Here is a 23,584-nt window from a genome sequence, read left to right as displayed (position 1 = left end):
CGTGACCAGCGTCCCCGAACGGGCCAAGGAAGCGTTGAAACGCCCCGGCAACAGTCTTTTCGAGCTGGGCGACCAGTTGCTGTTCTACATCCGCGCGCTCGCGGCGATCCCGATGGCCGTCACCCGTTATTTCCGCGAAGTGGTGCGCCTGCTCGCCGAGGTGACCTTCGGCAGCGGGGCGCTGGCGGTGATCGGCGGCACCGTCGGCGTGATGGTCGGCCTGTGCGTGTTCACCGGGATCACGGTGGGGCTGCAGGGTTTCAGCGCGTTGAACCAGATCAACATCTCCGCGATGACCGGCTTCCTCACCGCGTACTTCAACACGCGCGAGATCGCGCCGCTCTCGGCGGGGCTCGCGTTGTCCGCGACGGTCGGCGCCGGGTTCACCGCGCAGCTGGGCGCCATGCGGATCTCCGAGGAGATCGACGCGCTCGAAGTGATGGCCGTGCGCAGCATGCCGTACCTGGTCACCACCCGGATCGTGGCCGGGTTCATCGCGATCATCCCGCTCTACGTGATCGGTCTGCTGATCTCGTATCTCGGTTCGCGGGTGACCACGGTCGTCTTCTTCGGGCAGTCCGGCGGAACCTACGACCACTACTTCTCGCTGTTCCTACCGCCTGAAGACGTCCTGTGGTCGTTCGTCAAGGTCCTCGTGTTCAGCGTCGGCGTCATCCTCACGCACTGCTTTTACGGCTATCGCGCCGCGGGCGGCCCGGCGGGCGTCGGGGTCGCGGTCGGCCGCGCGGTGCGGACGTCGATCGTGCTGATCAGCGTGCTCGACCTGTTCCTCAGCCTGGCGATCTGGGGCGCCACCACGACGGTGAAGGTCTCCGGATGAGCGCGCGGGCACGGACACAGGCGGCCGGGGTGATCTTCCTCGTCATCCTGGTGCTGCTCGGCTGGCTCTCCGTGGCCATCTTCAACAAGGACTTCGACCGCGCGGAACTGGTCACGCTCAAGACGGACCGGGTCGGCAATCAGCTGGCCCCGCCGGCCGAGGTCAAGGTCCGAGGGGTCCCGTTCGGCGAGGTCAGGGCGGTCCGGGGCAGTGCGGACGGCGCGGAGATCGACCTCGCGATCGACCCGGCGAAGATCGATCAATTGCCACGCAACATCTCGGCCCGGCTGTTGCCGAAGACGGTCTTCGGTGAGCGTTACGTCAATCTCGTGCTTCCGGACCGGCCGGAAGGAGGCTCGCTGCAAGATGGCGACGTCATCGGCCAGGACCGGTCTTCCAACGCGATCGAACTGGAACGCGTCCTCGGCGATCTGCTGCCGCTGCTGCGGGCGGTGCAGCCGCAGAAGCTGAACAGTTCACTCGGCGCGATCTCGCTCGCCCTCGACAACCGCGGGAAATCCTTGGGGGACAGCATCGTCCAGCTCAACGACCTGCTCGGCCAGGTGAACCCGCTGATGCCGCAGTTCAAGGCCGACATCAGCGGCCTCGCCGACGTGGCGGACCTGTACACCGGGGCGGCGCCGGACATCCTCAAGGCCCTTTCGGATCTCTCGACGACGGCGAAGACCATTGTGGACACTCGTGCGGATCTCGACAAGCTGTACAGCAGCGTCACCACCGCCAGCGGTGACATGAACAAGTTCCTGGTGCAGAACAAGGACAACATCATCGGCGTCAGCGTGAAGAGCAGGCCGACCCTGGAGCTGCTTTCCCGTTACTCACCCCAGTTGCCCTGCCTGTTCGACGCGGTGAACCGGCTCAAACCGGTGATGGAGAAGGCTTTGGGCAAGGGCACCGGCGAGCCGGGGCTGCACGTGACGCTGTCCGTCCACGACCCGCGCGACAAATACGTGCCCGGCCGGGACGATCCGCGGTTCGACCAGAAGGGCGGCCCGCGGTGCTACGGCGGCGGCGGGGCTTCGGCGGCGGTGGCGTTCGCCGCCGATGGGGACCTCGGCCCGGCCAATTCGAAGGGGGAGCGGGGGCTGGTCGCCGAACTGCTGGCGCCGTCGCTCGGGATGAAGCCGGCCGAGGTCCCGGACTGGAGCAGCGTGCTCGTGGGCCCGGCCTTGCGCGGTACGGAGGTGACCGTCCGATGAGGGGTGTCGCGGGGCCTGCGATCAAAGGCCTGATCTTCTTCGTGATCACCGTGGTGGCGACCGGGATCCTGGCCATCACCATCGCCAACTCCGGTGTCGGCACGACGGTCGGTTACACCGCCAGGTTCACCGACGCCACGTCGGTCAACCCCGGCGACGAGGTCCGCATGTCCGGTGTCCGCATCGGCCAGGTGGATTCGGTCGGGGTGGTCGAGCGGAGGCTGGCGGACGTGCGGTTCTCGATCGAGAACAAGCGACGGCTCACGTCGGGTGCCACGGTCACCATCAGGTACCGCAACCTCGTCGGCCAGCGGTATCTCTCGATCGATCCGGGCCCGGACGGGCCGGCGGTAATGGACGAGGGCGCGCTGATCCCGCCGGAGCGGACACAGCCGGCACTGGATCTCACAGCGTTGTTCAACGGGTTCAAACCGCTGTTCCAGGCGCTGTCGCCGAACGACGTCAACCAGCTGTCGTTCGAGATCGTCCAGGTGCTGCAGGGCGAGGGGAGCACCGTCGACAGCCTGCTCGAACACACCGCCTCGCTCACGAGCACCTTGGCGGGCAAGGACGAGCTGATCGGCCAGGTGGTCGGGAACCTCAACACGGTGCTCGACACGCTGAACTCCCAAGGCGATCAGTTCGACAAACTCGTCGACGTCACGGCGCAGCTGGTCTCCGGGCTGGCCGGTGACGCGAAACCCATCGGGCAGGCGATCGGCGGGCTCGGCGAGCTCACCACCGCCACCGCGGGCCTGCTCCAGGACGGCCGCGCGCCGTTGAAGGCCAGTATCGACACCCTCGGGGACCTGTCGAAGAACCTCGCCGACAACACCCCCGTGTTCGAGCAGTTCCTGACGAACCTCCCGAAGAAGCTGGACCGCATCGGCGCGATGGTCTCGTACGGCTCGTGGTTCAACTTCTATCTGTGCTCGGTCAAATCGGACGCGCCACCCGCACCGGGCGGCCCGCCGGTCGGTATCCCGTCGACCCAGGGACGGTGCCGGTGAAAGCGCCGAGGATCAAACCCTTCCGCAGTCGCAACCCGATCGTCGTCGGCACCGTCACGGCGGTGCTGATGGCCGCGGCGGGCTCGGCCGTCTTCTTCTCCGACGACCTCCCGCTGGTCGGCGGCGGCACCACGTACGCGGCCGAGTTCACCGAAGCCGCCGGGCTCAAACGCAACGACGAGGTCCGGGTCGCCGGGGTGAAGGTCGGCGAGGTGTCCGACGTCCTGCTGGACGGCGGTCGCGTCAAGGTCCTGTTCCGGGTCAAGGACACCTGGATCGGCAACCGCACCACCGCGGCGATCAAGATCAAGACCTTGCTGGGGCAGAAGAACCTGGTCCTCGATCCGGTCGGCAACGGGGAACTCGATCCGGACGAGCCGATCCCGGTGCAGCGCACCAGTTCGCCCTACGACGTCACCACGGTGTTCAACGACCTCGCGAACACGGTCGGCGCGATCGACACCGACCAGCTGGCGAAGGCGTTCGGGACGATGTCGGAAACGCTCGGCGCCTCCACCCCGCAGGAGGTCCGGACGGCCTTCGACGGCATCACCGCGCTGTCCAAGACGCTCGCGTCGCGCGACGAGGAGCTGGTGAAGCTGTTCCAGAACACGAACAAGGTGTCCCAGACCCTCGGCGAGCGGTCACAGCAGATCGAGGCGCTGATCCGCGACGGCAACACGCTGCTCACGGAGCTGAACGCGCGCAAGGACGCCATCGCCAAACTGTTCAGCGGCGTGAAGAACCTGTCGGTGCAGCTCAAGGGACTGGTTGCGGACAACCAGAAGACGCTCGGCCCCGCGCTGGACCAGCTCGATCGCGTGGCCACCGTGCTGCTCCGCAACCAGGACAAGCTCACCGAGAGCCTGCGGCTGGCCGGCCCCTTCTACCGGTTGCTCGGCAACGCGGTCGGCAACGGCCGCTGGATCGACACCTACATCTGCGGGCTCGTCCCGACCGGTGGCACACCGGGCAGCTGCATGCCGTCAAGGAAGGGAGGACGCTGATGGGGCGCCACTTCACGCTGGCCGATCTCGGCGGACAGGCCCGGCGACGGTCCTGGGTGCGGCGGCTCGCGTTCGCCGTCGTCGTCGCACTTCTCGTCACGGCCGCCTGGCCGCTGCTGACCCGGCAGGCCGACCGCGTCGTGACCGGGTTCTTCACCGCGACCGTCGGGGTGTACCCGAACACCGAGGTGCGCGTGCTCGGGGTCCCGATCGGTTCGGTGACCAAGGTCGAGCCGCGGGGAACGAACGTCGAGGTGACCATGACGGTCCGGCCCGACGTCAAACTGCCCGCCGACGTCGGCGCCGTCGTGATCACGCCGAGCCTGGTCGCCGACCGGTACGTGCAGCTCACGCCGGTGTACGTGGGCGGGCCGGAGCTGGGCGGCGACGCCCGGATCCCGCCGGAGCGCACCGTGACCCCGGTCGAGGTCGACGAACTCCTGGGCAGCCTCAACCAGCTGATGACCGCGCTGGGGCCGAAGGGCGCCAACCGGGACGGCGCGGTCAGCGATGTCCTGACCAAGGCCGCGGCCTACCTCGACGGCAACGGCGGCAAACTCGGCGAGGCGATCAAGAACCTCGGCGAATTCGCCCGTACGGCGAGCGATTCGAAGGACGATCTGTTCAACACCGTCGACAACATCAGCAAGTTCACCGCGATGCTCGCTTCGAACGACGGCCAGGTGAAGCAGGCGATCCAGCAGATCTCCTCGATCAGCAAGATCCTGGCCGATCAGCGGGACCAGTTCTCCGGTGCGATGACCGAACTCACCGAGGCGCTCGGCGTCGTGCAGGGCTTCATCAAGGACAACCGCGGGAAGGTGAAGTCCGATGTGGACAAACTCGCCGAGATCACCAAGGTGCTCAGCCAGCAGAAGGCTTCGCTGAGCGAGGCGCTCGACGCGGCGCCGAACGCGCTGGCGAACGTCCTCGGCGCGTACAACCCGGGCGCCGGAACACTGGACGGCCGAGGGAACCTCACCGAATTCTCGGGGGCGAAATGAAAACCCGGCTCGCTGCCGTCCTGATCCTCGTGCTGGCCGCCACCGGGTGCAGCGGCGGTGTCGACGTCTACGACATCCCGCTGCCGGGCGGCGCCGCGCTGGGCGAACGGCCGATCCACGTCACGGCCAGTTTCAGCAACGTGCTGGATCTGGTGCCGCAATCCGGGGTGAAGATCAACGACGTCCCGGTCGGCCAGGTGCGGACCGTCGAACTGGCGCCGGACGGTCGCAGCGCGGTGGTCGGGCTGCTGCTCAACGGGGACGTGAACCTGCCTGCCAACGCCGTCGCGCGGCTGCGGCAGGCGAGCATCCTCGGCGAGAAGTTCGTCGAGCTCGCGCCACCGGACGACGGCACCCCGAGCGGGCGGTTGGCCGACGGCGCGGTGATCCCGCTGGCGCGTTCGTCGCTGACCCCGGAGATCGAGGAGGTCTTCGGCGCGCTTTCCCTGCTGCTCAATGGTGGAGGCGTCGCGCAGGTGCAGAACATCACCCGCGAACTCAACGACGCGCTCGGCGGCAAGGAAAGCGCGGCCCGCAGCCTCCTGTCCAATTTGGACAAGTTCGTGCGCGGGCTCGACGAACACAAGGCCGAGATCACCCGGGCCATCGAGAGCGTCAACAAACTCGCGGTGACACTGAACGCGAACACCGAGGAGATCAAGGCGACCCTGAACGGGCTCACCCCTGGGATCGAGGTGCTGAACCAGCAGCGTCAGGCGCTGGTCGGGATGCTGAAGTCGCTGGACGGGCTCACTTCGGTCGCGGTCGAGACGGTGAACCGCAGCAAGGATGACCTCGTCGCGGATCTGAAGGCACTCGAACCGCTGCTGCGGAAACTGGCCGACTCGGGGGACAAGCTGCCGAAGGCGATGGAGATGATCTTCACCTTCCCGTTCCCCGACGCCGCGCTCGAGGCCATCCGCGGTGACTACCTGAACACCTTCCTGACCTTCAAGAACAGTGGTGGCCGCTGATGCTGACCAGATTCGTCCGCGCCCAGCTGGTGGTCTTCGTGGTGATCGCGGTCCTCGGTGTCGCGTATGTCGGCGCGACGTACGCGGGGCTGGACAAACTGGTGCTGGACCGCGGGTACACCGTCAAAGTGCGGCTCGCCACCGGCGGCGGGATCTTCGGCAACGCCGAGGTCACCTATCGGGGCGTGCCGATCGGCAGGGTCGGCGAACTGCGGCTGACCGCCTCCGGGATGGAGGTGGATCTCGAAATCGATCCGGGCGCCCCGGAAGTGCCGGCGGACACCGAAGCCGTCGTCGCGAACCGGTCCGCCGTCGGCGAGCAGTACGTCGACCTGCGGCCTCGGCGTGGCGACGGCGCCATGCTGCAGGACGGTTCGGTGATCAGCGAGGCGGATACGAAGATCCCGCTGCCGGTGGACGTCGTGCTGTCCAGTGTGGACTCTTTCGCCAACTCGGTGCCGAAACCGGCCCTGCGGACCGTGGTCGACGAGCTGTACAACGCGACGTCCGACGCGGGCCCGGCGCTGGACCAGCTCGTCGGGCGGGGGATCGAGTTCGTGCGGGAAGCGAGCGCGCACGTCGGGCCGCTGACCAGGTTCGTGACCGACGCGCAGACCGTGCTCGACACACAGATGTCGCAGGCGGACGCGATCCGCTCGTTCGGCGCCAACGCGAAACTGCTCGCCGCGACACTGAAGAGCTCCGACGGCGATCTGCGACGGCTGATCCCGGCCGTCCCGGCGGCCGCGAACGAGGTCAGCACGCTTCTGCGGGAGACCGGCCCGAGCCTCGGCATCCTGCTGGCGAACCTGCTGACCACCGCGGACGTACTGGAAACACGACAGGACGGCCTCGAGCAACTGCTGGTCACCGCGCCGAAAGCGGTCGCCGCCGGGCACGCGATCATGGGGCCGGACGGCGCGCGCGTCGGCCTCTCGCTGACGTTCTTCGATCCGCCGCCTTGCGTCACCGGCTACGGAACCGGCTACCGCGACGGACTCGACACGTCGCCGCGCCCGTTGAACACCGCGGCGCGCTGTGCCCTGCCCAAGGGCAACCCGACGAACGTGCGCGGTTCGCAGAACGTGCCGGGAAGGTGAAGGCCATGACTCGAATCGCCGCACTCCTCGCAGTGGTCGCCACGGCGCTGGCGGCCTGGTTCGGCCACTCCTGGTGGGACGCGAGCCGGGACGACGGCGTCGCGCGGGCCACGGTCCGCGAGGAGGCGTTGCAGGTGGGCAGGCAGGCGGTCACCGCACTGACCACTTTGGACTATCGGCAGGCGGAACAGGGCTACCAGAACTGGCTGAACCTGTCCGGCGGTGCGCTGCACGAAGAGCTGGCGCGCGACCGCGAGGGCGGACTCGGCCGGATCAACCAGGCGAAGACCGTCACCACCGGCCGGGTCGTCGACGCCGCGGTGACCGAAGTGGACAGTGGCGGCGGGACCGCCGAGGTGATCGCCTCGGTCGAACTCGAAGTCCGGCCCGAAGGCGGGGAAGCCGTCACCAAACACAACCGGTTCCGCGCCGGCCTGAACCGCACGCCGGACGGGTGGCGCGTCACGTCGCTCGGCCAGGTGCCGGTGACCGACACCGGAAAGCCCTGACGGAGGACGGGATGACCACGAAACGAGCCGTCAAACCGGCGCGGCGCACCGTGAAGGTGGCCGGGAAAATGGGCGGGAGCACTCGGGTTCTCGATGCTCCCGCCGAGTCCGCCGAGTCCGCCGAGTCCGCCGACTCAGCCGATCCGGGCGCCGAGCCTGCCGATGAGGTTGTCGAGCCGGTGCGACGTCGCCGTCTCCCGCTGGTGTTCGGCGCGGTCGCGCTGGTGATGGCGGGCCTCGCGGGGTGGTTCGCCATCGAGGCGCGGGACACCACGGCGGTACTGGCGCACAACACCGCGCTGACCGACGTCGCCACCACCGCGGAGGTCAGCGACCAGATCGGCAAGGCGCTCGGCACGGTGTTCTCCTACCGCTACGACGACCCCGCCAAGAGCGAACAAGCCGCGAAAGAGGTCCTCACCGGGCCCGCGCTTGGCCAGTATGACCAACTGTTCGCGCAGGTCAGGGGACTGGCGGCGGAGCAGAAACTGGTCGTGACCTCGACTCCGGTGGTCTCGGGGGTCAAGGTCCTCGACGGGGACCGGGCGTCGCTACTGGTGTTCCTGGACCAGACCGGCGTGCGCGGGGACGGGCAACGCAGTACAGGTGCGGCTCAGCTGAGCGTCACCGCTGAGCGCTCCGAGGGTAGGTGGCGGGTGACCGCTCTGGCCGCCGCTTAGCGCTTCCGCAAGTAGTCGCCTACTTGCTGGTGCCGTCGTTCCGTGAAGGCCTCCTTTCCTACTCTCAAGGTAGGGAAGGAGGCCTTCGCTACTTCGGCCGCTCGCTATGCGTCCTGAAGGGACCCTTTGAGACGCTCAACGTCTCAAAGGGTCCCTTCAGGACATCGGGCTAGGGGGCCTTGCGGCGCTCTCGGCCCTGAGCCGAGTGCCCCCAATGCGGCATTGGAGGCACTGAGCGACTCCAATGCCGCATTGGGGGCACCGGCATGCTCGGGTGACAGCTCCGGCTCACGCAACCGACCCCCGTAGCGCGTGAAGGCCCCCTTCCCTCGGCTCAGCCGAGGGAAGGGGGCCATCACGCGCAAAACCTCAGGAGGGCGCGGCCCGCAGGGCCAGGATCATCTCGAACCGCCGCTCAGGGTCCCGCAGCCCGTCGGCGAACAGCGTCTCGAGTTCCTGAGCGCGGGACCGCACCGTCTGCGGGTGCACCGCGAGCCGTTCCGCCACTTCGCGGACGTTCCCGCAGGTCTCCAGCCACGCCAACAGGGTCCCGGCCAGCCGCGAATGCTGCTTGCCGGTCAACCCGGTCAGCGGCCCGAGCCGCTCCCGGACCAGCTCCGCGGCCAGGAACGGTTCCTTCAGCAGCCACAGGCGCGAAAGATGGTCGACGCACCACGTCACGGGTTCGTCGAGGAGCGCGCCGGAGTCGACGAGCCGCAGGGCTTCTCGCGCGGCTCGCAAGGAGCGCGCCGCGAAAGCGGGTGGGACGGCGGGGCCGATCGCGGCGCGCCTGCCCGCCAGTGCTTCGGCGAATTGTTCCCGGTCGTCCGGTTCCGGTGCGGGGAGCAGCAGGCAGGGAGAGGTGGTCTCGAAGTCGGCCAGCGCGGTCGACGCGACCGCCGGGGTTTCGTCCGGCGACTGCTCGAGCGCGACGGCGACGAGCAGGTCGGGGAGTTGCCAGCGGGCGAGGTCGGCGGCGTGTTTGATGACGTCGGGCGGCGTCGGTGGTTCGGCGAGCAGGAGTTCCATCAGCCGGTGCCGCCGGCGTTCGAGTGCGCCGGCGGCCTTTTCCCGCGCCTCCGCGTGGCCCTCGACGGACAGCGCCGACAGCTCGTCGATGTAGGCGAAGATGGCTTCCGCGAGCAGGCACAGCGTCGCGGAAGGCACCCCCGCGCGGCGGCCGGCTTCGGCGACGCGGCGCCAGGTCACCCTGGCGCCGACGCGATACGCCGCTTGGAGGACGTCGACGTTGCGGCCCTGCTGGAACTCCTGGACACCCAGGCTCAGGAACACGCTCCGGCGGTCTTCCGACGGCGCCTCCGGATTCCCGATCCGTTCCACGAACTGCAGGAACGCCATCTGGACACCGGTCTTGAGCGCTTTGCCGAAAGCTCCGTCCAGTGGCCGCGCGTAGTCGGGGATGGTCCGCTGGATCTCGCGGACCACCTCCCCGGCCACGTCGGCCAGTACCGGCCGGAACACGGTCGCCAGCTCTCTCGGCAGCAGCGCCCAGAGCTGGACGGGGCGCCCGCTCGACCCGCCCGGCCGAGCGGGCGTGAGGAGCGGGCCGTACGTCGCCTCGACCCCGCTGCGGGCATCCTGCGGTCGGGTCACCTCGTCACCTCGTTGTGAGTGGGAAGGCTGATCTGTCAGTCCTCGGCGAGCAAGGCCTCCGCGCGCAGCGCGATCTCCATGTCGAGCCGGTCGTCGGCGTTGTTCAACCGGTCGCCGAAGAGATCGATGAGCTGGTGCATGCGGTAGCGGACGGTCTGCGGGTGGACCTTGAGTTTCTTCGCGATCTCCGGAGCGCTGCCCCGGGATTGGAGCCAGATCAGCAACGTCTCCCCGAGCCGCGCCCGCTGTTTGGGCGTGAGGTCGTCGAACGGGGCGAGGCTGCGCGTGCACAGCTCACGGACCAGGAACTCGTCGGCGAGCAGCCACAGGGTGGAGAGGTGATCGCTGTACCGCGTGACCGGGTTGTCCGGCAGGATCCCGCGCTGGACCAGCCGCAGCGTGCGGCGGGCCCACAGCAGGGAGCGCGGCGCTTCGGTGAGCCGCACGGCAGGGCCGATCACCGCGCGCCAGCCGGGGAGCCGTTCGGCGAGGTCCTTCAGGTGCTTTTCGGGGTCGCCGGTGACCAGGCAGGGCTTGGGACCCTCGAAGTCGACGAGGACGTCGGCGTCCAGGTCGGCGCTGTCGGGGTCCAGTGGGCCGAGCCGTCGCTCCAGTGCGACGACCGTGATCTCGGTGGGCAGCGCCCATTGGGCGTTGGCGGCGTGGGACGCGATCGACTGCGGTGAGGACGGCGGATCGGAGAGCATCAGTTCGAGCAGCCTTCGCCTGCGTCTCGCCCTGGTGCCCGCGGCCCGTTCCTGCGCGGCCGTGTAGCCCTCGATCGAAAGTGCGGAAATCTCGTCCACGTAAGCGAAAATCGCTTCGGCCGCGGTGCACAGGAGATCGGCGTCCGCTCCGATCGCCTGCCCGAATTCCGAAACGTGCCGCCAGGCGACGCGGCCGCCGACGCGGTAGGCCGTCTGGAGACAATCGAGACTGCGGCCTTCGTTGAACTCGACCTTGCCGAGGTTGCGGAACACCGCCGACCATTTGTCGAGCGACGTCGTCCCCTGACCGATGGTATCGAGGCAGTGCAGGATCGCCTGCCGGATACCCTGCGTGATGATCTGTCCGAACGCGCCTTCCAGTGGCTGCGCGTATTCGGGGACGGCTCGTTGCACCTCCTGAAGGATGGCTCGTGCCAAGGGGTCGGCCCGCGGCCGGAACCGCTCGCCCAGGTCTCTGGGCAGTGACGCCCACAGTCCATTCGCGCCGGTGCTGCGCACAGGTCGGTTCTCCACTGGGGTTCTCGGTGCCGGCGTGAAGGCGCGCGGTCGTTGGACCGGACCCGGCGGCTGGCGGTGCGGGGTGGCGGGATGACGCACGTCGGGGTCTGGCCGTGCGGTCCGCAGATCGTTCCGCGAGAACCCGGTATCCAAGTCGGTCATGTTTTTATCCTTGTTAGCAACAAAATCAGCCTCTTCAACGGTGAAGCCGATCCAGATTTTGTGGCTCACGCAACATAAAATCCGGCTGAGAGAACTGTCAACGGCTGGCGGGACCTTGATCGGCCACCTGGATGGACTACACCCGAACGGGTGGTCCATTCCGGCGGTGAGTGACATTTAGGCGGGCCTGAGATGGCGTCCGGATGACAACTTTTCCGGGGCGTTTTCGGGCTCTTCCGCCGCCTCGCTGGCGCGGATGAGCACCTCGACGACTACGTCCAGGGTCAACCGGGCGGGCGCGGTCTCGGTGAGGAAGCGTTCGAGCTCGCCGCCGAACCGGGCCGGGTCGGCCACATGTGGAAAGTGTTTCGCATTTTCGAACACCGTCAAGCGGCTGTCCGGCAGCACTTCGGCCGTCTTACGGCCGTGCGTGACCGGAATGAGCGGATCGTGCGCGCCCCAGACGACGAGAGTGGGCACTTCGCGGGCGAGGTAGAGCTTGTCGATCGCGCTCGCGCGCTGACCGCGGAGGTCGATCAGGCTGCGCGCGATGAACAGGAACGCCCGCCGCCTGCCAGGGTCGGCCAGTGACGCAAGGTGACGGGTCAGTTCGCGGGTTTCGGCGGAGAACCTCCCGCCGAGTGAGCGGCCTGCCGCCGCGAGCCCGCGTGCGATCGCGACGGTGAGCGGGTTGACCGCGAGGGTGAGTGTCGCGTTGGCACCCGGCAGCGCCGTCGCGCGCAGCACCGGGGTCACCTGCGGGCCGAGTCCGGCGCTGCCCACGAGCACCAGCCGGGCGCACATCTCCGGGAACTGGTAGGCGAACTGCATCGCGATCCCGCCGCCGAGGGAATGCCCGACGATGGTCGCGTGCCGGTTCCGGGTGAGCGCGAGGACGTCACGGACCACGCTGGCCATCGCGCCGAGGCCGTAATCGGCCCGAGGGGCGGCGGAATCGCCGTGGCCGGGGAGGTCGGGGACGAGGACGCGGCGCCCGAACCCGGTCCGCTCGAAATGGTCGAGCAACGGCGCCCAGGTCTCACCGCTGCCCGAGATCCCGTGCAGTAGCACGAGCGGCTCGCCCTCCGCATCCTTTGTGGACGGAAGGTATTCCCGCAGCCGGATTTCCCGCCCGTGCAGGGTCAGTGTGCGCGCTTCGAGGGCCATGTCCCGCCTTTCGGTTGTCAGGCGTCAAAATAACGTGAAGAAAGGCCGGTCCGTCAGCGTGTCGCGGGACACGTCCGGTATTTGCGACCGGGGTGACAAGAATGCCGGGGCGGACCCCGAGACGGATGCCAAAACCGGGACCGCCGGGCAATCGCGCATCGACATTCTCCCACCGTCCCGGTATTCAGGAAAGCGTCGGTAAACACCCGTCACCACGGGGAGAAAAAGCGATGGCCTGCCGAGCGGACTTCCACGTCGATCAGCCGAGGGCGAAGCGTGCCCGCCGCGGCCTCCGCTGGGTGCTCCCCACCGTGCCGCCACCGGAACGGCGGGTCCGGCGCGTCAGTTCCCTGGCGGCCCTTCGTCGCGGCGGTGGGCGCGCATAAGCCGCTGCGCGCGCAGCGCCAGTTGCATGTTCAGCCGGTCGTCGGCGTCTCTGAGCCGGTCGCCGAACAGTTCCTCCAACTGCCGGAGACGGTTGCGCACGGTCTGCGGGTGCACGCCGAGCCGTCGCGCGATCTCCGGTGCCCCGCCGCGGGTTTCGAGCCAAGCCAGCAGGGTCTCGCTGAGCCGCTCCTGCTGTTTCTCGCTCAGCGAGGTGAACGGGTCGAGGCTCTGTTTGGCGAGTTCGGCGCCGAGGAAGTCCTCGGCGAGCAACCACAGCGTGGCGAGGTGGTCCCGGCACCAGACGACCGGGCCGGGCGCGTCTTCGCTGTTCAGCAGCAGGGCGCGGCGGGCGGTGCGGAGCGCGGCCGGGGCGTCGGCGAGCGGCACGACGGGGGACACCGCCGCGCGCCAGCCGTCCAGCGCGTCCTTCAGCGGCGCGAGGTCGGCGTCGGGATCCGCGGTGAGCAGGTACGGCTCGGCGGTGTCGAGGTCGGCCAGCACGGTGTCGTCCAGCAGGTGGACGGGGAAGGCGGGCGCGCCGGGAGCGCGCTGGAGCGCGACCATGGCGGCCGTCCCCGGCACCCGCCAGCCGGCGCCGTCGGCCAGGCTGGCGATACTGCACGCGGACCCTTCCGGCGCCTGCGCGATCAGTTCGAGCAGACGGCGGCGCCGGAGCGGGATGGCGCCCGCCGCACTGGCCTCCGCCTCCTGGTAGCCCTCGATCGTCGTGGCGCACAGTTCGTCGACGTAGACGAAGACGGACTCGGCCGCGAGCGCGATGACGTCGAGGCCGACGCCGAGCCCGCGCACGATGGGCCGCATCGCCCGCCAAGCCGCCCGCGCGCCGACCGTCACGCTGTCGTGCAACGGTTCCAGACTCCGGCCCTCGGTGAACTCGATCCGCCCGCGCATGCGGTAGAAGTCGATCCAGCGGTCGTGGGGCACGTCCGGATCGCCGATGCAGTCGACGTAATGCCGCACCGCGCGATCGCACGAGACGACCAGGACACGGCCGAAGACGCCGCGCAGCGGTTGTGAATACGCGGGGACGGACCGCTGTACCTGGTTGACCATTGCCGCCGCGGCGTGCCCGGTATACGGACGCAGTTCTTCGCCGAGCGAACGCGGCAACGTCGCCAGCATGTCGAAACCGCGGTACTGGACCACCGAGACCACCTTTGATTTTCTTCGAACCGAGGACGGGAAACGTGAATCCCTTTGCACAACCGCGTCGGATCGACGGGACGGGTGCCGCAGTGTTTCTACTGGATCGGCCGACGGCGTGTACCGCGAATGTGACGTTGAATGGGCAACGAAAAGCCGCCGATGTGGCGGCTTTTGACACGGCTGTGGCGACGGTTCTACGCTCCGTGCATTCGAGTGCGCCGGTGGCGCGCGGACGAAAGGGAATTCGTGCCCGGAATCGTCGGCCTACTTCACTACGGGGGATCACACACGTGAGCTGGCAGCCCGTCGGCGCGTTGTGGGCACGCCTGCCGAGGGAACTCGGTGACGCCGTCCGCCCGCGGATCCCGGCGATCGCCCGGCACTGCGTCGAAGGCGTGGCGTCCGAGATCGGTGAATGCGCCGAAGTGTTCAGTGACAGCGAGGCGCGTGCCGCCGCCGTCGAGCTGACCAGGCGCGGTATCGAACGCGCCATCGACCGGATCGGCGTTCCCGAACTGCTGCAGAACGACCTGCTGGCGGATTTCCGTGCGCAGGGCCGGATCGCCTTCCATCAAGGGCTCAGCCGGGAGGCCGCGCAGGCGGCGTTCAGGGTCTCGAGCCGGGTGCTGTGGCGTTCGATCGCCTCGGCCGGGCGCCAGCTCCAGTTGCCGGGTGACGTTCTCTACGGCGCTGCGGAATGCCTGTTCGGCGACGTCGTCGAGGTGACGATGGCGCTGACCGACGGCTACAACGCCGCCCGGGCCGAGGCGACGGGCCCCGCGGAGCAACGGGCCCGGCTGTTCCGGCTGCTGACCGCCGGCGCCGGGTACGCCCGCGCCGACGCCGGCGCGCTCGCCGTCGCCATCGGCTGGCGGATCCCGGAGCGGATCACGGCGGTCGTCTTCACCGCGGCGCCCGGCGCGCCCGCGTTCCCCTCCGGTCTGCTGCCGTCGGCGATTCCCGTGGACCTCGTCTCCGACGCGCCAGGTGCGCTCGTCGCCTGTCCGGAAGCCGACCTCGGCGGCCTGCGGGAACTGCCTTCCGGCTGGTCGGCGACGGTCGGGGTGTCCGTCCCGACGGCGCAGGCCGCCGAATCGTTCCGGATCGCGCGCCGCGCGTCCGAACTGGCCCAGCGGGGGATGATCACCGCGGTCGGGCCGGTGCTGTGGTGCGAGGAGCACATCACCACGCTGCTGCTGCTCGCCGACGAGTTCCTGCTCGACAGGCTGGCCGTCGAGGCGCTGGAGCCGCTGTCGGGGCTGGCGCCGCGCCAGCACGACGAGTTGTCGGCGACCCTGCTCACGCAGGTGCAGACGCGGGGGAGCGCGCCCGAGATCGCCCGGCAGCTCGCCGTGCACCCGCAGACGGTGCGGGCCCGGCTGCGGCGGCTCACGGAGTTGTTCGGCGAACGGCTGGACGATCCGGATCAGCGGCTGCGGATCGAGCTGGCGCTGCGCGCCGAACGGCTGCGGCCCGCCGAAGCCTGACCCTTACACCGGCGATTGTCGAGTCCGTGAAGGCCTCCTTGAGGGACCCAGGGTCCCTCAAGGAGGCCTTCACGGACCGGGGCCACTCACTACCACCTCGCGGACGCGCTGACGGGCGTCGGCGACGGGGAACACCCAGCGGCGGTAACCCCACCAGCGGAACGCCGAACCCGCCGCGGTGCCGAGCAGCATGCCGCTGACGAAGTCCGCGATCTCCTGTGCGAGGAAGCTGACTTCGGGGACCTCGAACCGCAGGACGTAGCGCGAGATCAGCGGCGGGCACAGGTTGATCGTCACGGCGATGGCGTTGACCGCGAAGAACAACGCCGCCTCGGGGAACCGGCGCCTGCCGCCGCGGGTGTGGAACGACCAGCGCCGGGAGAGCAGATACGCGAACGCCGTCGCCATGATGGTGGCGATGGCCAGCGCCGTGACCGGTTTCTCTTGCAGGACGGTGAGTTTCAGCCCGTAGTTGACGCCGAGCGTGAGCCCGAACGCGGCGAGGCCGACGGTGGCGAACCGGAGCAGCTCACGCCGCTTCCCGGCCCGCGCACCGACGGCGGCCATGCCGTCCACAAAGGACGAAGGCGCGGTTCTGAGCACCGCGGGCTCAGCAGTTCGACGTCGCCGGAGCGCCCGCGACCCGGTCCTTGAGGAAGGCGAGCACGTCGGCGTTGCCGGTGTAGACCGCCGTGATGTGGTCGGTTTCGAAGGTCTTCCAGGTCGTCTTGACCCCGGCGGTGCAGTAGGTCTTGTGCAACGCGTCGGCCTGGGCGAACTGCACGAGCTGGTCCTGGGTGGCGTGGTAGAGGAGCACCGGGACCTTGGGCGGTGTGCCGCCGAGCTTGTTCTCGTTGAGCCGCTTCACCCATTCCGGCCGCACGTAGCCGGCGCTGGTCGTGTAGTCGGCGATCTTCTGGTTCGCGTAGGTGGTGAGCAGTTCGAACGTGCAAGCGCTCTTCTGCATCTCCGCCAGCTTCACGCGGCCGTTGTCGCTGAGGAACGAGTCCAGCTTCAGCTCGGGATAAGCGTTGTCCAGGCCGATCAGGGCGTAGGCGAAGACGCCGAAGCCTGCCTTCCCGTCGAGTTGCAGGGTGACCTGCACGAGGTCGGCGGGCACACCGCCGGCGGCGACACCGACGAGGTTCATCTCCGGCGCGTAGGCCGGTTGCAGTTCACCGGCCCAGGCCGCCGCTCCGCCGCCCTGCGAGTACCCGCGGAAGAGCACCTTGGCGTCGGTGGACAGTTTCGCCTCCGGCAGGCGTTGCGCGGCCCGGACCGCGTCGATCACCGCCGGGCCCTCCGAACGCCCGACCACGTACGTCGTCTTCGGATCCTGGCGGTAGCCCTCGTAGTCGGTGAGCGCGACGGCGTATCCGGCGTCGAGCGCGTCGTCGAGGCCCGACTGCTCGTAGAACGCGCCGATGTCGATCATCTTCGACGGCGTGCAGTCGAACGCCGGACCGTGCGTACCGGCGGCGAACGAGACGATCGGTGCCTTCGCCGGGTCGGCGTTCTTCGGCACCAGCACGGTCCCGGTCACCGCGTCCGGCCGCCCGAGGGCGTCCGTCGACAGGTACATGACCTGCCAGGCGTTGACGGAATCCTTACGCGGACCGGCTTTCGAGATCCGCGAGCGGATGATGTCGCCCGGTTTGCCCGCCGGGAGCGGGGACGGCGGGGTGTAGAACGCATCGTCGGACGCCGCCGTGACGGCGGAGTTCGCCGGGCTCCCGCTCAGCACGGTCAGCAGACCGGCGGACAGGACGATCGCCAGTGCGGCGGCGAGTATCCGGCGGGACGGGCGGGGGAACGGGGTCGGCACGGCCGGGCCTCCAGAACGGGTGGGCAGGTTGAGGGGAGAGCGTCACTCAGGCGTTGCCGCCGTAGACCTGGCGGCAGGTCTTGGACTCGGCGAACGCGAGATCCAGTTCCGGGTTGGCGCGCAGGTGCTTGATCGGGCCTTCGGGCTCGCTCAACCCGCTCATCGTGGTGTCGGCGTCGGCGACCACCTTCTGCAGGCTCGCCTGATCGGTGACCTTCGCGTCCTGCATCTTCACCAGGGTCGCGGATACCTTCGACTTGGTCTCGTCGAGCGTGGTGGTGGCCTTGTCCACAGCGGACTGTCCATCCGGGACCGGCGGCACCCCGGCGTTGCGGATCCCGCCCGCCATGTCGTCGAGCGCCACGGTGAGCGAGTTCAGAAAGCCCACCATGGCGGTCTTCGCACCCTGCGGGTTGTTGGGGTCGAACGCGGGCGGCTGGGTCAGTTTCGCCGAGCCCGTCGCGACTCCGGAGCACACCTTGTCCGCCCAGGCGAGCGCGGCGGGGTCGGCGTGCCTGCCGGTGTCGGCGGGCTCGTCGGACCCGCAGGCGCTCAGCAGGACCGCCGCGGCGGTCAGGGAGACGGTGGCGAACGCGATTCGCGCTGCCGTGCGGCGCATTCTTTTCATGGTTTCCCCGTCGAATTCGGCGAAAGAGGGCCGGCCGTGGCACGAGGAGCGGGATTCCGCGGTGGTCGGCGGTGACCGGCTTGCTGAAACGCGAGGTTACTCACGAAAGATTCCGGCAGGCAAGGCGGCTGGCGCCCGGAAAAGGGCGATTGGCACGCGCGAGATAGTTTCCCGCCGCGCGATTGTCACCCTCGTCAGCGGTTCCGCGCGGGACGTGATGTGGCTCTGTGCTGGGAAAACCCATGTGCCGCTACTAGGAACCGGCCGGACGCACCGTGCCAGGGTGACAATTTACCGGCGGCGCGTCAACTTTTCCGGGGAACCACTTGATAGCGGGACTGCCGCGTCGTTAGTTTACTGTTCGGTTGCGATCCGTCAGACATCGTCGCTACCCGGAGAATTCTCTCGGGCCGATATTCATTGCTCTGGGGAATTGTACGCCGTTTCGTATCATCGTTGATACCACGGAAGGACGATCGTGAGTCACCGTAGAGGAACCAAGAAGGCGGTCGCCGCCGCCGCTGCCGGTGCCGTGGGGCTTGCCGCCGCGGTACTCGTGGTCGGGGCACAGTCCAGTGTCGCCGATCCGATCTCGCTGCCCCTCAACTACCACTGCGACCTGCCGCTCGTGGGGTCACAGTCGCTGAAGGTGGTGATCAACACCGATCTTCCGCTGTCGGTCAAGACCGGTCAGCCGACCGGCACGTTCGACATCAAGGCCGTGTCCACGATCAACGCGGACACGGTCAGCGGGCTCAACCTGATCGGTGCGACCACGCTGGAAGGACAGGCCATCGCGGCGGCGACCGTGGCGGCGCCGGGGCTCAACCTCCCGGTCAACGTCCCGAACGACATCGCCAAGCAGAACATCCCCACCTCGGGCGAGATGACGATCAACGCGGCGGGCAAGACGCCTTCGCTGACCTTCAACCAGCCCGGCGAAGCGAAGATCACCGTGGGCGACCTGCAGCTGAAGGTCACCCCGCGCAAGGCCGACGGTTCGGTCACCGGCATCACGCCGGACGGCACGATCGACGCGCCGTGCAAGCAGGATCCGGGCCAGAACAACACCCTGGCCACGATCAAGATCGGTGACGGCGGTGGCGGCACGACCACGCCCACCACCCCGACCACGCCCACCACCCCCACGACGCCGACCACGCCGACGACCCCGCCCACTACCACCACCACGCCCGGTGGCGGCGGGATCAAGTACGCGTTCGGCATCAAGGGACAGACCGCGCTGAAGTCGCTCGGCAGCACGGCCGCGATCAACGGTGGTTTCGACGCGAACGTGGACCTCGCGTCGAAGACGTTCACCGGTGACCTGAAGCTCGACCCGTCCTCCACCCAGTTCAAGCTGTTCGGGTTCGTCGACGGACGTTCGGAGATCAAGGTCGAGCAGGTCGGCAAGCAGACCGGTGAGCTCGTCGGCACCGGGTTCAAGGCGCACATCAAGTTCAACGTGTTCCTGCCGAGCGTGCAGGTCTTCGGGATCCCCATCAGCAGCGACCCGAAGTGCGGCACGGTCAGCCCGTCCACCAGCGAGATGACCACCGGTCCGGACTTCGACCTGCTCAAGGGCGGGAAGCTCTCCGGTACCTACTCGCTGTCGGCGCTGCAGAACTGCGGTTCGTTCAACGACATGATCAGCATGTTCGCCAAGAGCGACGGCAACACGCTCGATCTGAACCTCACCAAGAAGTAAGTCAGGCAGCCGGTCCCCGTCGCGTTCCGTGACGGGGACCGGTGCCGTTTCCGTGCCGTCCAGGAAGGCGACCATGCCCCTTCGCATCAACGTCCGGATGCTCCTCGCGGCGGGCCTCATCGTCCTGCTCACCGCCGGCAGCCTGCTGTTCGTCGCCGTGCGGAGCGCGGCGGCGGGCACTCCCGTGGCCAAGAAACTGTCGTTCACCTGCCCGTTCCCGCTGATCGGGCTGCAGAAGCTCGACGTGGACATCAAGGCCGACTTCGAGGTCCCGACGGCGCCCGGCGGCACGCTCACGACCTCCGGGCTGACCATCACCGTGACCGTGCCGGACAAGGCCGCGCGCGGGCTGAACCTGGTCGGCGCCGCCACCATCGAGGGCACCGCGGCCGCCGGCGTGACGCTGGTCAACGGTGACGCGAACCCGCTCCCGGTGCGCCTTCCGCTGAACGTCGCCAAGACCGACCTCCCGCCGTCCGGCACGTTCAACACGGTGGCGACGGGTTCCGTGCCCACGATCACGCTGGCGAAACCGGGCAAGACCACCTTGACCATCGGCGACTTCACCACCCGCCTCACCCCGAAGAAGGCCGACGGCTCGTTCACCGGCATCGGTTCGTTCACTTCGGACTGCACGCTCGACCCCGGCCAGGACCCGGTTCTGCTGTCGTTCGAACTCGGCGACAAGCCCGCGGGCCATCGCTACACGGTCGCCGGCAAGACCGGACTCAAAGCACTCGGCGCCGCCGCGCCGCTGGCAGGCTCGTTCGACCTGAGCCCCACCGCGGCCACGGTGTTCAGCGGCGGCCCGGTGTTCGACAAGGCACACGCCGACTTCCGGCTGTTCGGCTTCCTGCCGGGCTCGGCGGATCTGGAGTTCGTCGCCGACGGACCGCAGGGCGGCGATCTCGCCGGGACCGGTTTCGTCGCACGGCCCCGGTTCACCACCGTCCTGCCGCTCGTCACGCTCGTCGGCATGCCGGTCAGCACCGGACCGGGCTGCCGGACGTCTGCCCCGTCGACGGCGGAACTGCGCACCGGTGACGGTTTCACCATGGCGGCAGGCGGCACGCTCACCGGAACCTATTCGCTGGCACCGCTGACCGGCTGCGGCGCCTTCACCTCATACGTGAGCTCGCTCGTCCAGGGCGACGGCAACACCTTCGACCTCACGCTGACCCCGCGCTAGTCACGCGCCTGCGCTCGGGTGAAGTACATGAAGGACCCCTTCCTGTACCTAGGCGCAAGGAAGGGGGCCTTCATGTACTCAGGAGGCCTTCACACAGAGGTTTCGCGTGACTGATGGGACGACACATGTGATCAGACGGACGCCACGCGTGACTGGATGGACGACACACGCGCGTCCAGGGTTCTCACGCGAGTCGTCCGTCCAATCACGCGTGTCGTCCAACCCAACACGTGTGTCGTCCGTCCAGACACGTGAAACCGCCGCCGGCACACACTGCCACCCGAACACTCACGACCGGCTCTACCGACACCTGTTTCCACCACCATCGCAGTAGTCGGGCCGGAGGCGGGTCCGGTTCCCGGCGGCGGTAATCTGCCTCGCGACACCACCCGGGCACCTGTTCCACCACCAAGGAACCATTGGTGAACCCGGGAGTGCCACGAAATGACGATTTCCGCGCCGGAGGCCGCCGTCCGCACGGTGGAACTGACCGTGTCGGGGATGACCTGCGCCGCTTGTTCGGCGCGGGTCGAACGCACCTTGAACAAGCTGGACGGTGTGCGCGCGTCGGTGAACTACGCGACCGAGCGAGCCACCGTGCAGGTGCCCGAAACGCTGGCCGACGAAGTGCTCATCGAGCGGGTCCGCAAATCCGGTTACACGGCGGAGGTCCGCGGGGAAGAGGATCCGGACAGCGGCTTCGCCCGGGTGCGGGATCTCCGTCGGCGGCTGGTCGTCGCCGCGTTGCTGGCGATCCCGCTGGGGAACCTGTCGATCACGCTCGCCCTGGTGCCGCGGTTGCGGTTCCCCGGCTGGGAGCTGCTGTGCCTCGCGCTGGCCGTTCCGGTGGTGTTCTGGTCCGCACTGCCGTTCCACCGGGCCACGTTGCGGAACCTTCGTCATCGTTCGTCCAGTATGGACACCCTGGTTTCGCTGGGCGTGCTCTCGTCGTTCGCGTGGTCGGCGTGGTCCGCCTTCGCGGGCGGCTCCGAACCCGGGTACTGGATCGGCTTCGGCCCGACGGCGGCCGGTGCCGACGCGATCTACCTCGACGTCGCCGCCGGGGTGACCACCTTCCTGCTGGCGGGCCGGTACTTCGAAAGCCGGTCCCGGCGCAGCGCCGCCGGGCTCCTCGCGGCACTGGACGCCTTGGCTGCCAAGGACGTCCGGGTGCTGCGGGACGGAGCGGAGCGGATGGTGCCGATCGGCGAACTGGCCGTCGGCGAGCTGTTCGTGGTCAAGCCGGGGGAGTCGATCGCCGCCGACGGCGTCGTCCACAGCGGACTGTCTACTGTGGATGTGAGCGCGGTGACCGGTGAGCCGGTGCCCGCGGAGGCCGGCGAAGGAGACCGGGTCATCGGCGCTTCGGTGAACCGGGACGGCAGGCTGGTCGTCCGCGCGACCGCGGTCGGCACGCACACCCAGCTCGCCCAGATGACCGCGCTGGCCGAACGCGCGCAAGCCCGCAAGGCGGCGGTGCAACGCCTGGTCGACCGGATCTGCGCGGTGTTCGTCCCCGCCGTGCTCGGCGTGGCGGTGGTGACGCTCGCGGCCTGGCTGCTCGGCGGGGCGCCTGTCCGCGAAGGGTTCGCGGCCGCCGTCGCCGTCCTCATCATCGCTTGCCCGTGCGCGCTCGGGCTGGCGACGCCGACCGCGCTCATGGCCGGGGTCGGCCGCGGCGCGCAGCTGGGCATCCTCATCAAGGGACCTGACGCGCTCGAGGCGAGCCGCACGGTGGACACCGTCGTGCTGGACAAGACCGGCACCGTCACCACCGGGAAGATGACCGTCACCGCGTGCCGTCCTGCCGACGGGTTCACCATCGGCGAGCTGCTGCGGTTCGCCGGAGCCGTGGAGTCCGGTTCGGAGCACGCCATCGCGGCGGCCGTGGTGACCGCGGCGAGGGCCGAACTGCCGGACCTGCCCCCTGTCGAACGCTTCGGCGCCCTGCCGGGGCTGGGCGCGAAGGGCGAGGTCGAGGGGCACGAGGTCCTTGTCGGCAACGCGCGGCTGTTCGCCGATCGGGGGATCACCGTCCCCGGCGACTTCACGTCGGAGGACGGAACCACGGCGATCCTCGTCGCCGTGGACGGCCGGGTCGCCGGACAGTTGGCGATCCGGGACGTCGTGAAGCCGTCGGCACGGGCAGCCGTCGACGCCTTGCACGCGCTCGGCCTGCGGACCGTGCTCCTGACCGGCGACAACGAAGCCGCCGCTCGCGTGGTCGCGGACGAGATCGGCGTCTCCGACGTGCGCGCCGGCGTGCTGCCCGCGGAGAAGGCCGCGGTCATCGAAGAGCTGCGGGCCGGGGGAGCGCGGGTCGCGATGGTCGGCGACGGGATCAACGACGGTCCGGCGCTGGCCACCGCGGATCTCGGCATGGCGATGGCACAGGGCAGTGACATCGCGTTGCGCTCGGCCGACATGGTGCTGGTCCGCGAAGACCTGCGCGTGGTCCCCGACGCCATCCGGCTCGCCGATCGGACCCTGCGGATCATCCGGGGGAACCTGGTCTGGGCGTTCGGCTACAACGTCGCCGCGATCCCGCTGGCCGCGCTGGGCCTGCTGAACCCGCTGATCGCCGGTGCCGCGATGTCGTTGTCCTCCGTGCTCGTCGTGTCCAACAGCCTCCGGCTCAAGGACTTCGGCCGTGCGGACCGACGCGCTGCGTGACACTTC

The 23,584-nt window shown here is 68.8% G+C and carries 20 protein-coding genes; 13 read left to right on the top strand and 7 right to left on the bottom strand.

The window, feature by feature from the left end:
* Position 1 precedes the first annotated feature (1 nt).
* The 9 genes from DMH03_RS38780 to DMH03_RS38740 are packed head-to-tail and all read left to right on the top strand — an operon-like array spanning position 2 to position 8,345.
* Positions 2-841 (top strand): ABC transporter permease, encoded by an 840-nt coding sequence (locus tag DMH03_RS38780; protein ID WP_125787047.1) that lies wholly within the window; start codon positions 2-4, stop codon positions 839-841.
* A complete protein-coding gene (locus DMH03_RS38775; protein ID WP_125796978.1) occupies positions 838-2,061 on the top strand; it encodes an MCE family protein in 1,224 nt (407 codons plus the stop codon). The genes DMH03_RS38780 and DMH03_RS38775 overlap by 4 nt, the downstream gene beginning before the upstream one ends.
* Entirely contained in the window at positions 2,058-3,071 is a 1,014-nt protein-coding gene (locus DMH03_RS38770) for an MCE family protein (RefSeq protein ID WP_125796977.1), read from the top strand. The genes DMH03_RS38775 and DMH03_RS38770 overlap by 4 nt, the downstream gene beginning before the upstream one ends.
* The gene (locus DMH03_RS38765; RefSeq protein WP_233611844.1) at positions 3,068-4,078 is read left to right on the top strand and encodes an MCE family protein; all 1,011 of its coding nucleotides are present in this window, start codon (positions 3,068-3,070) and stop codon (positions 4,076-4,078) included. The genes DMH03_RS38770 and DMH03_RS38765 overlap by 4 nt, the downstream gene beginning before the upstream one ends.
* Positions 4,078-5,082, top strand: a complete 1,005-nt coding sequence (locus tag DMH03_RS38760; RefSeq protein WP_125796976.1) for an MCE family protein — start codon at positions 4,078-4,080, stop codon at positions 5,080-5,082. The genes DMH03_RS38765 and DMH03_RS38760 overlap by 1 nt, the downstream gene beginning before the upstream one ends.
* A complete protein-coding gene (locus DMH03_RS38755) occupies positions 5,079-6,056 on the top strand; it encodes an MCE family protein (RefSeq protein WP_125796975.1) in 978 nt (325 codons plus the stop codon). The genes DMH03_RS38760 and DMH03_RS38755 overlap by 4 nt, the downstream gene beginning before the upstream one ends.
* Complete coding sequence (locus DMH03_RS38750) at positions 6,056-7,156, top strand: MCE family protein (protein WP_125787052.1); 1,101 nt, start codon at positions 6,056-6,058, stop codon at positions 7,154-7,156. Before DMH03_RS38755 ends, DMH03_RS38750 begins: the two co-directional genes overlap by 1 nt.
* Positions 7,157-7,161: 5 nt before the next feature.
* A complete protein-coding gene (locus tag DMH03_RS38745) occupies positions 7,162-7,665 on the top strand; it encodes a hypothetical protein (protein WP_125796974.1) in 504 nt (167 codons plus the stop codon).
* An 11-nt stretch (positions 7,666-7,676) separates the two neighbouring features.
* Positions 7,677-8,345 (top strand): hypothetical protein, encoded by a 669-nt coding sequence (locus DMH03_RS38740; protein WP_125796973.1) that lies wholly within the window; start codon positions 7,677-7,679, stop codon positions 8,343-8,345.
* A gap of 369 nt (positions 8,346-8,714) precedes the next feature.
* On the opposite strand, the gene DMH03_RS38735 is transcribed toward DMH03_RS38740, so the two are convergent.
* The 4 genes from DMH03_RS38735 to DMH03_RS38720 all read right to left on the bottom strand — a co-directional run bounded on the left by DMH03_RS38735 (position 8,715) and on the right by DMH03_RS38720 (position 14,077).
* Positions 8,715-9,959 carry a PucR family transcriptional regulator gene (locus DMH03_RS38735; RefSeq protein ID WP_125796972.1) on the bottom strand — a complete coding sequence of 415 codons (1,245 nt, stop codon included), beginning with the start codon at positions 9,957-9,959 and terminating at the stop codon, positions 8,715-8,717.
* A 35-nt stretch (positions 9,960-9,994) separates the two neighbouring features.
* Complete coding sequence (locus DMH03_RS38730) at positions 9,995-11,185, bottom strand: helix-turn-helix domain-containing protein (RefSeq protein WP_199749198.1); 1,191 nt, start codon at positions 11,183-11,185, stop codon at positions 9,995-9,997.
* Positions 11,186-11,524: 339 nt separating this feature from the next.
* A complete protein-coding gene (locus DMH03_RS38725; RefSeq protein WP_125796970.1) occupies positions 11,525-12,514 on the bottom strand; it encodes an alpha/beta fold hydrolase in 990 nt (329 codons plus the stop codon).
* Between the two features lie 342 nt (positions 12,515-12,856).
* On the bottom strand, positions 12,857-14,077 hold the full coding sequence (locus tag DMH03_RS38720; RefSeq protein WP_125796969.1) for a helix-turn-helix domain-containing protein: 1,221 nt from the start codon (positions 14,075-14,077) through the stop codon (positions 12,857-12,859).
* A 281-nt stretch (positions 14,078-14,358) separates the two neighbouring features.
* Here DMH03_RS38720 and DMH03_RS38715 point away from each other — a divergent pair, with 281 nt between their 5' ends.
* Positions 14,359-15,555, top strand: coding sequence for a helix-turn-helix domain-containing protein (locus tag DMH03_RS38715; protein WP_125796968.1), 1,197 nt, complete (start codon positions 14,359-14,361; stop codon positions 15,553-15,555).
* 69 nt (positions 15,556-15,624) lie between these two features.
* On the opposite strand, the gene DMH03_RS38710 is transcribed toward DMH03_RS38715, so the two are convergent.
* Genes DMH03_RS38710 through DMH03_RS38700 form a run of 3 tightly spaced genes read right to left on the bottom strand, consistent with a single transcriptional unit; the run spans position 15,625 to position 17,999 of the window.
* Complete coding sequence (locus DMH03_RS38710) at positions 15,625-16,122, bottom strand: GtrA family protein (protein ID WP_125797051.1); 498 nt, start codon at positions 16,120-16,122, stop codon at positions 15,625-15,627.
* Between the two features lie 43 nt (positions 16,123-16,165).
* Positions 16,166-17,380: a lipase family protein gene (locus DMH03_RS38705; protein WP_125796967.1), complete on the bottom strand. Its 1,215-nt coding sequence runs from the start codon at positions 17,378-17,380 to the stop codon at positions 16,166-16,168.
* 46 nt (positions 17,381-17,426) lie between these two features.
* Positions 17,427-17,999, bottom strand: coding sequence for a hypothetical protein (locus DMH03_RS38700; protein WP_125796966.1), 573 nt, complete (start codon positions 17,997-17,999; stop codon positions 17,427-17,429).
* Positions 18,000-18,486: 487 nt separating this feature from the next.
* On the opposite strand from DMH03_RS38700, the gene DMH03_RS38695 reads away from it, so the two are divergent.
* From DMH03_RS38695 to DMH03_RS38685, 3 genes are all read left to right on the top strand, one after another.
* Positions 18,487-19,716, top strand: a complete 1,230-nt coding sequence (locus DMH03_RS38695) for a DUF6801 domain-containing protein (protein WP_125796965.1) — start codon at positions 18,487-18,489, stop codon at positions 19,714-19,716.
* A gap of 73 nt (positions 19,717-19,789) precedes the next feature.
* Positions 19,790-20,905, top strand: a complete 1,116-nt coding sequence (locus DMH03_RS38690; RefSeq protein ID WP_125796964.1) for a DUF6801 domain-containing protein — start codon at positions 19,790-19,792, stop codon at positions 20,903-20,905.
* Positions 20,906-21,349: 444 nt separating this feature from the next.
* Positions 21,350-23,578, top strand: a complete 2,229-nt coding sequence (locus DMH03_RS38685) for a cation-translocating P-type ATPase (protein WP_125796963.1) — start codon at positions 21,350-21,352, stop codon at positions 23,576-23,578.
* Positions 23,579-23,584: the final 6 nt, after the last annotated feature.

The sequence above is a fragment of the Amycolatopsis sp. WAC 01376 genome (assembly GCF_003947415.1).
Lineage (GTDB): Bacteria > Actinomycetota > Actinomycetes > Mycobacteriales > Pseudonocardiaceae > Amycolatopsis.
The sequence above is the reverse complement of the archived record's forward strand: the minus strand, read 5'-3'. Positions and strand labels throughout refer to the sequence as shown.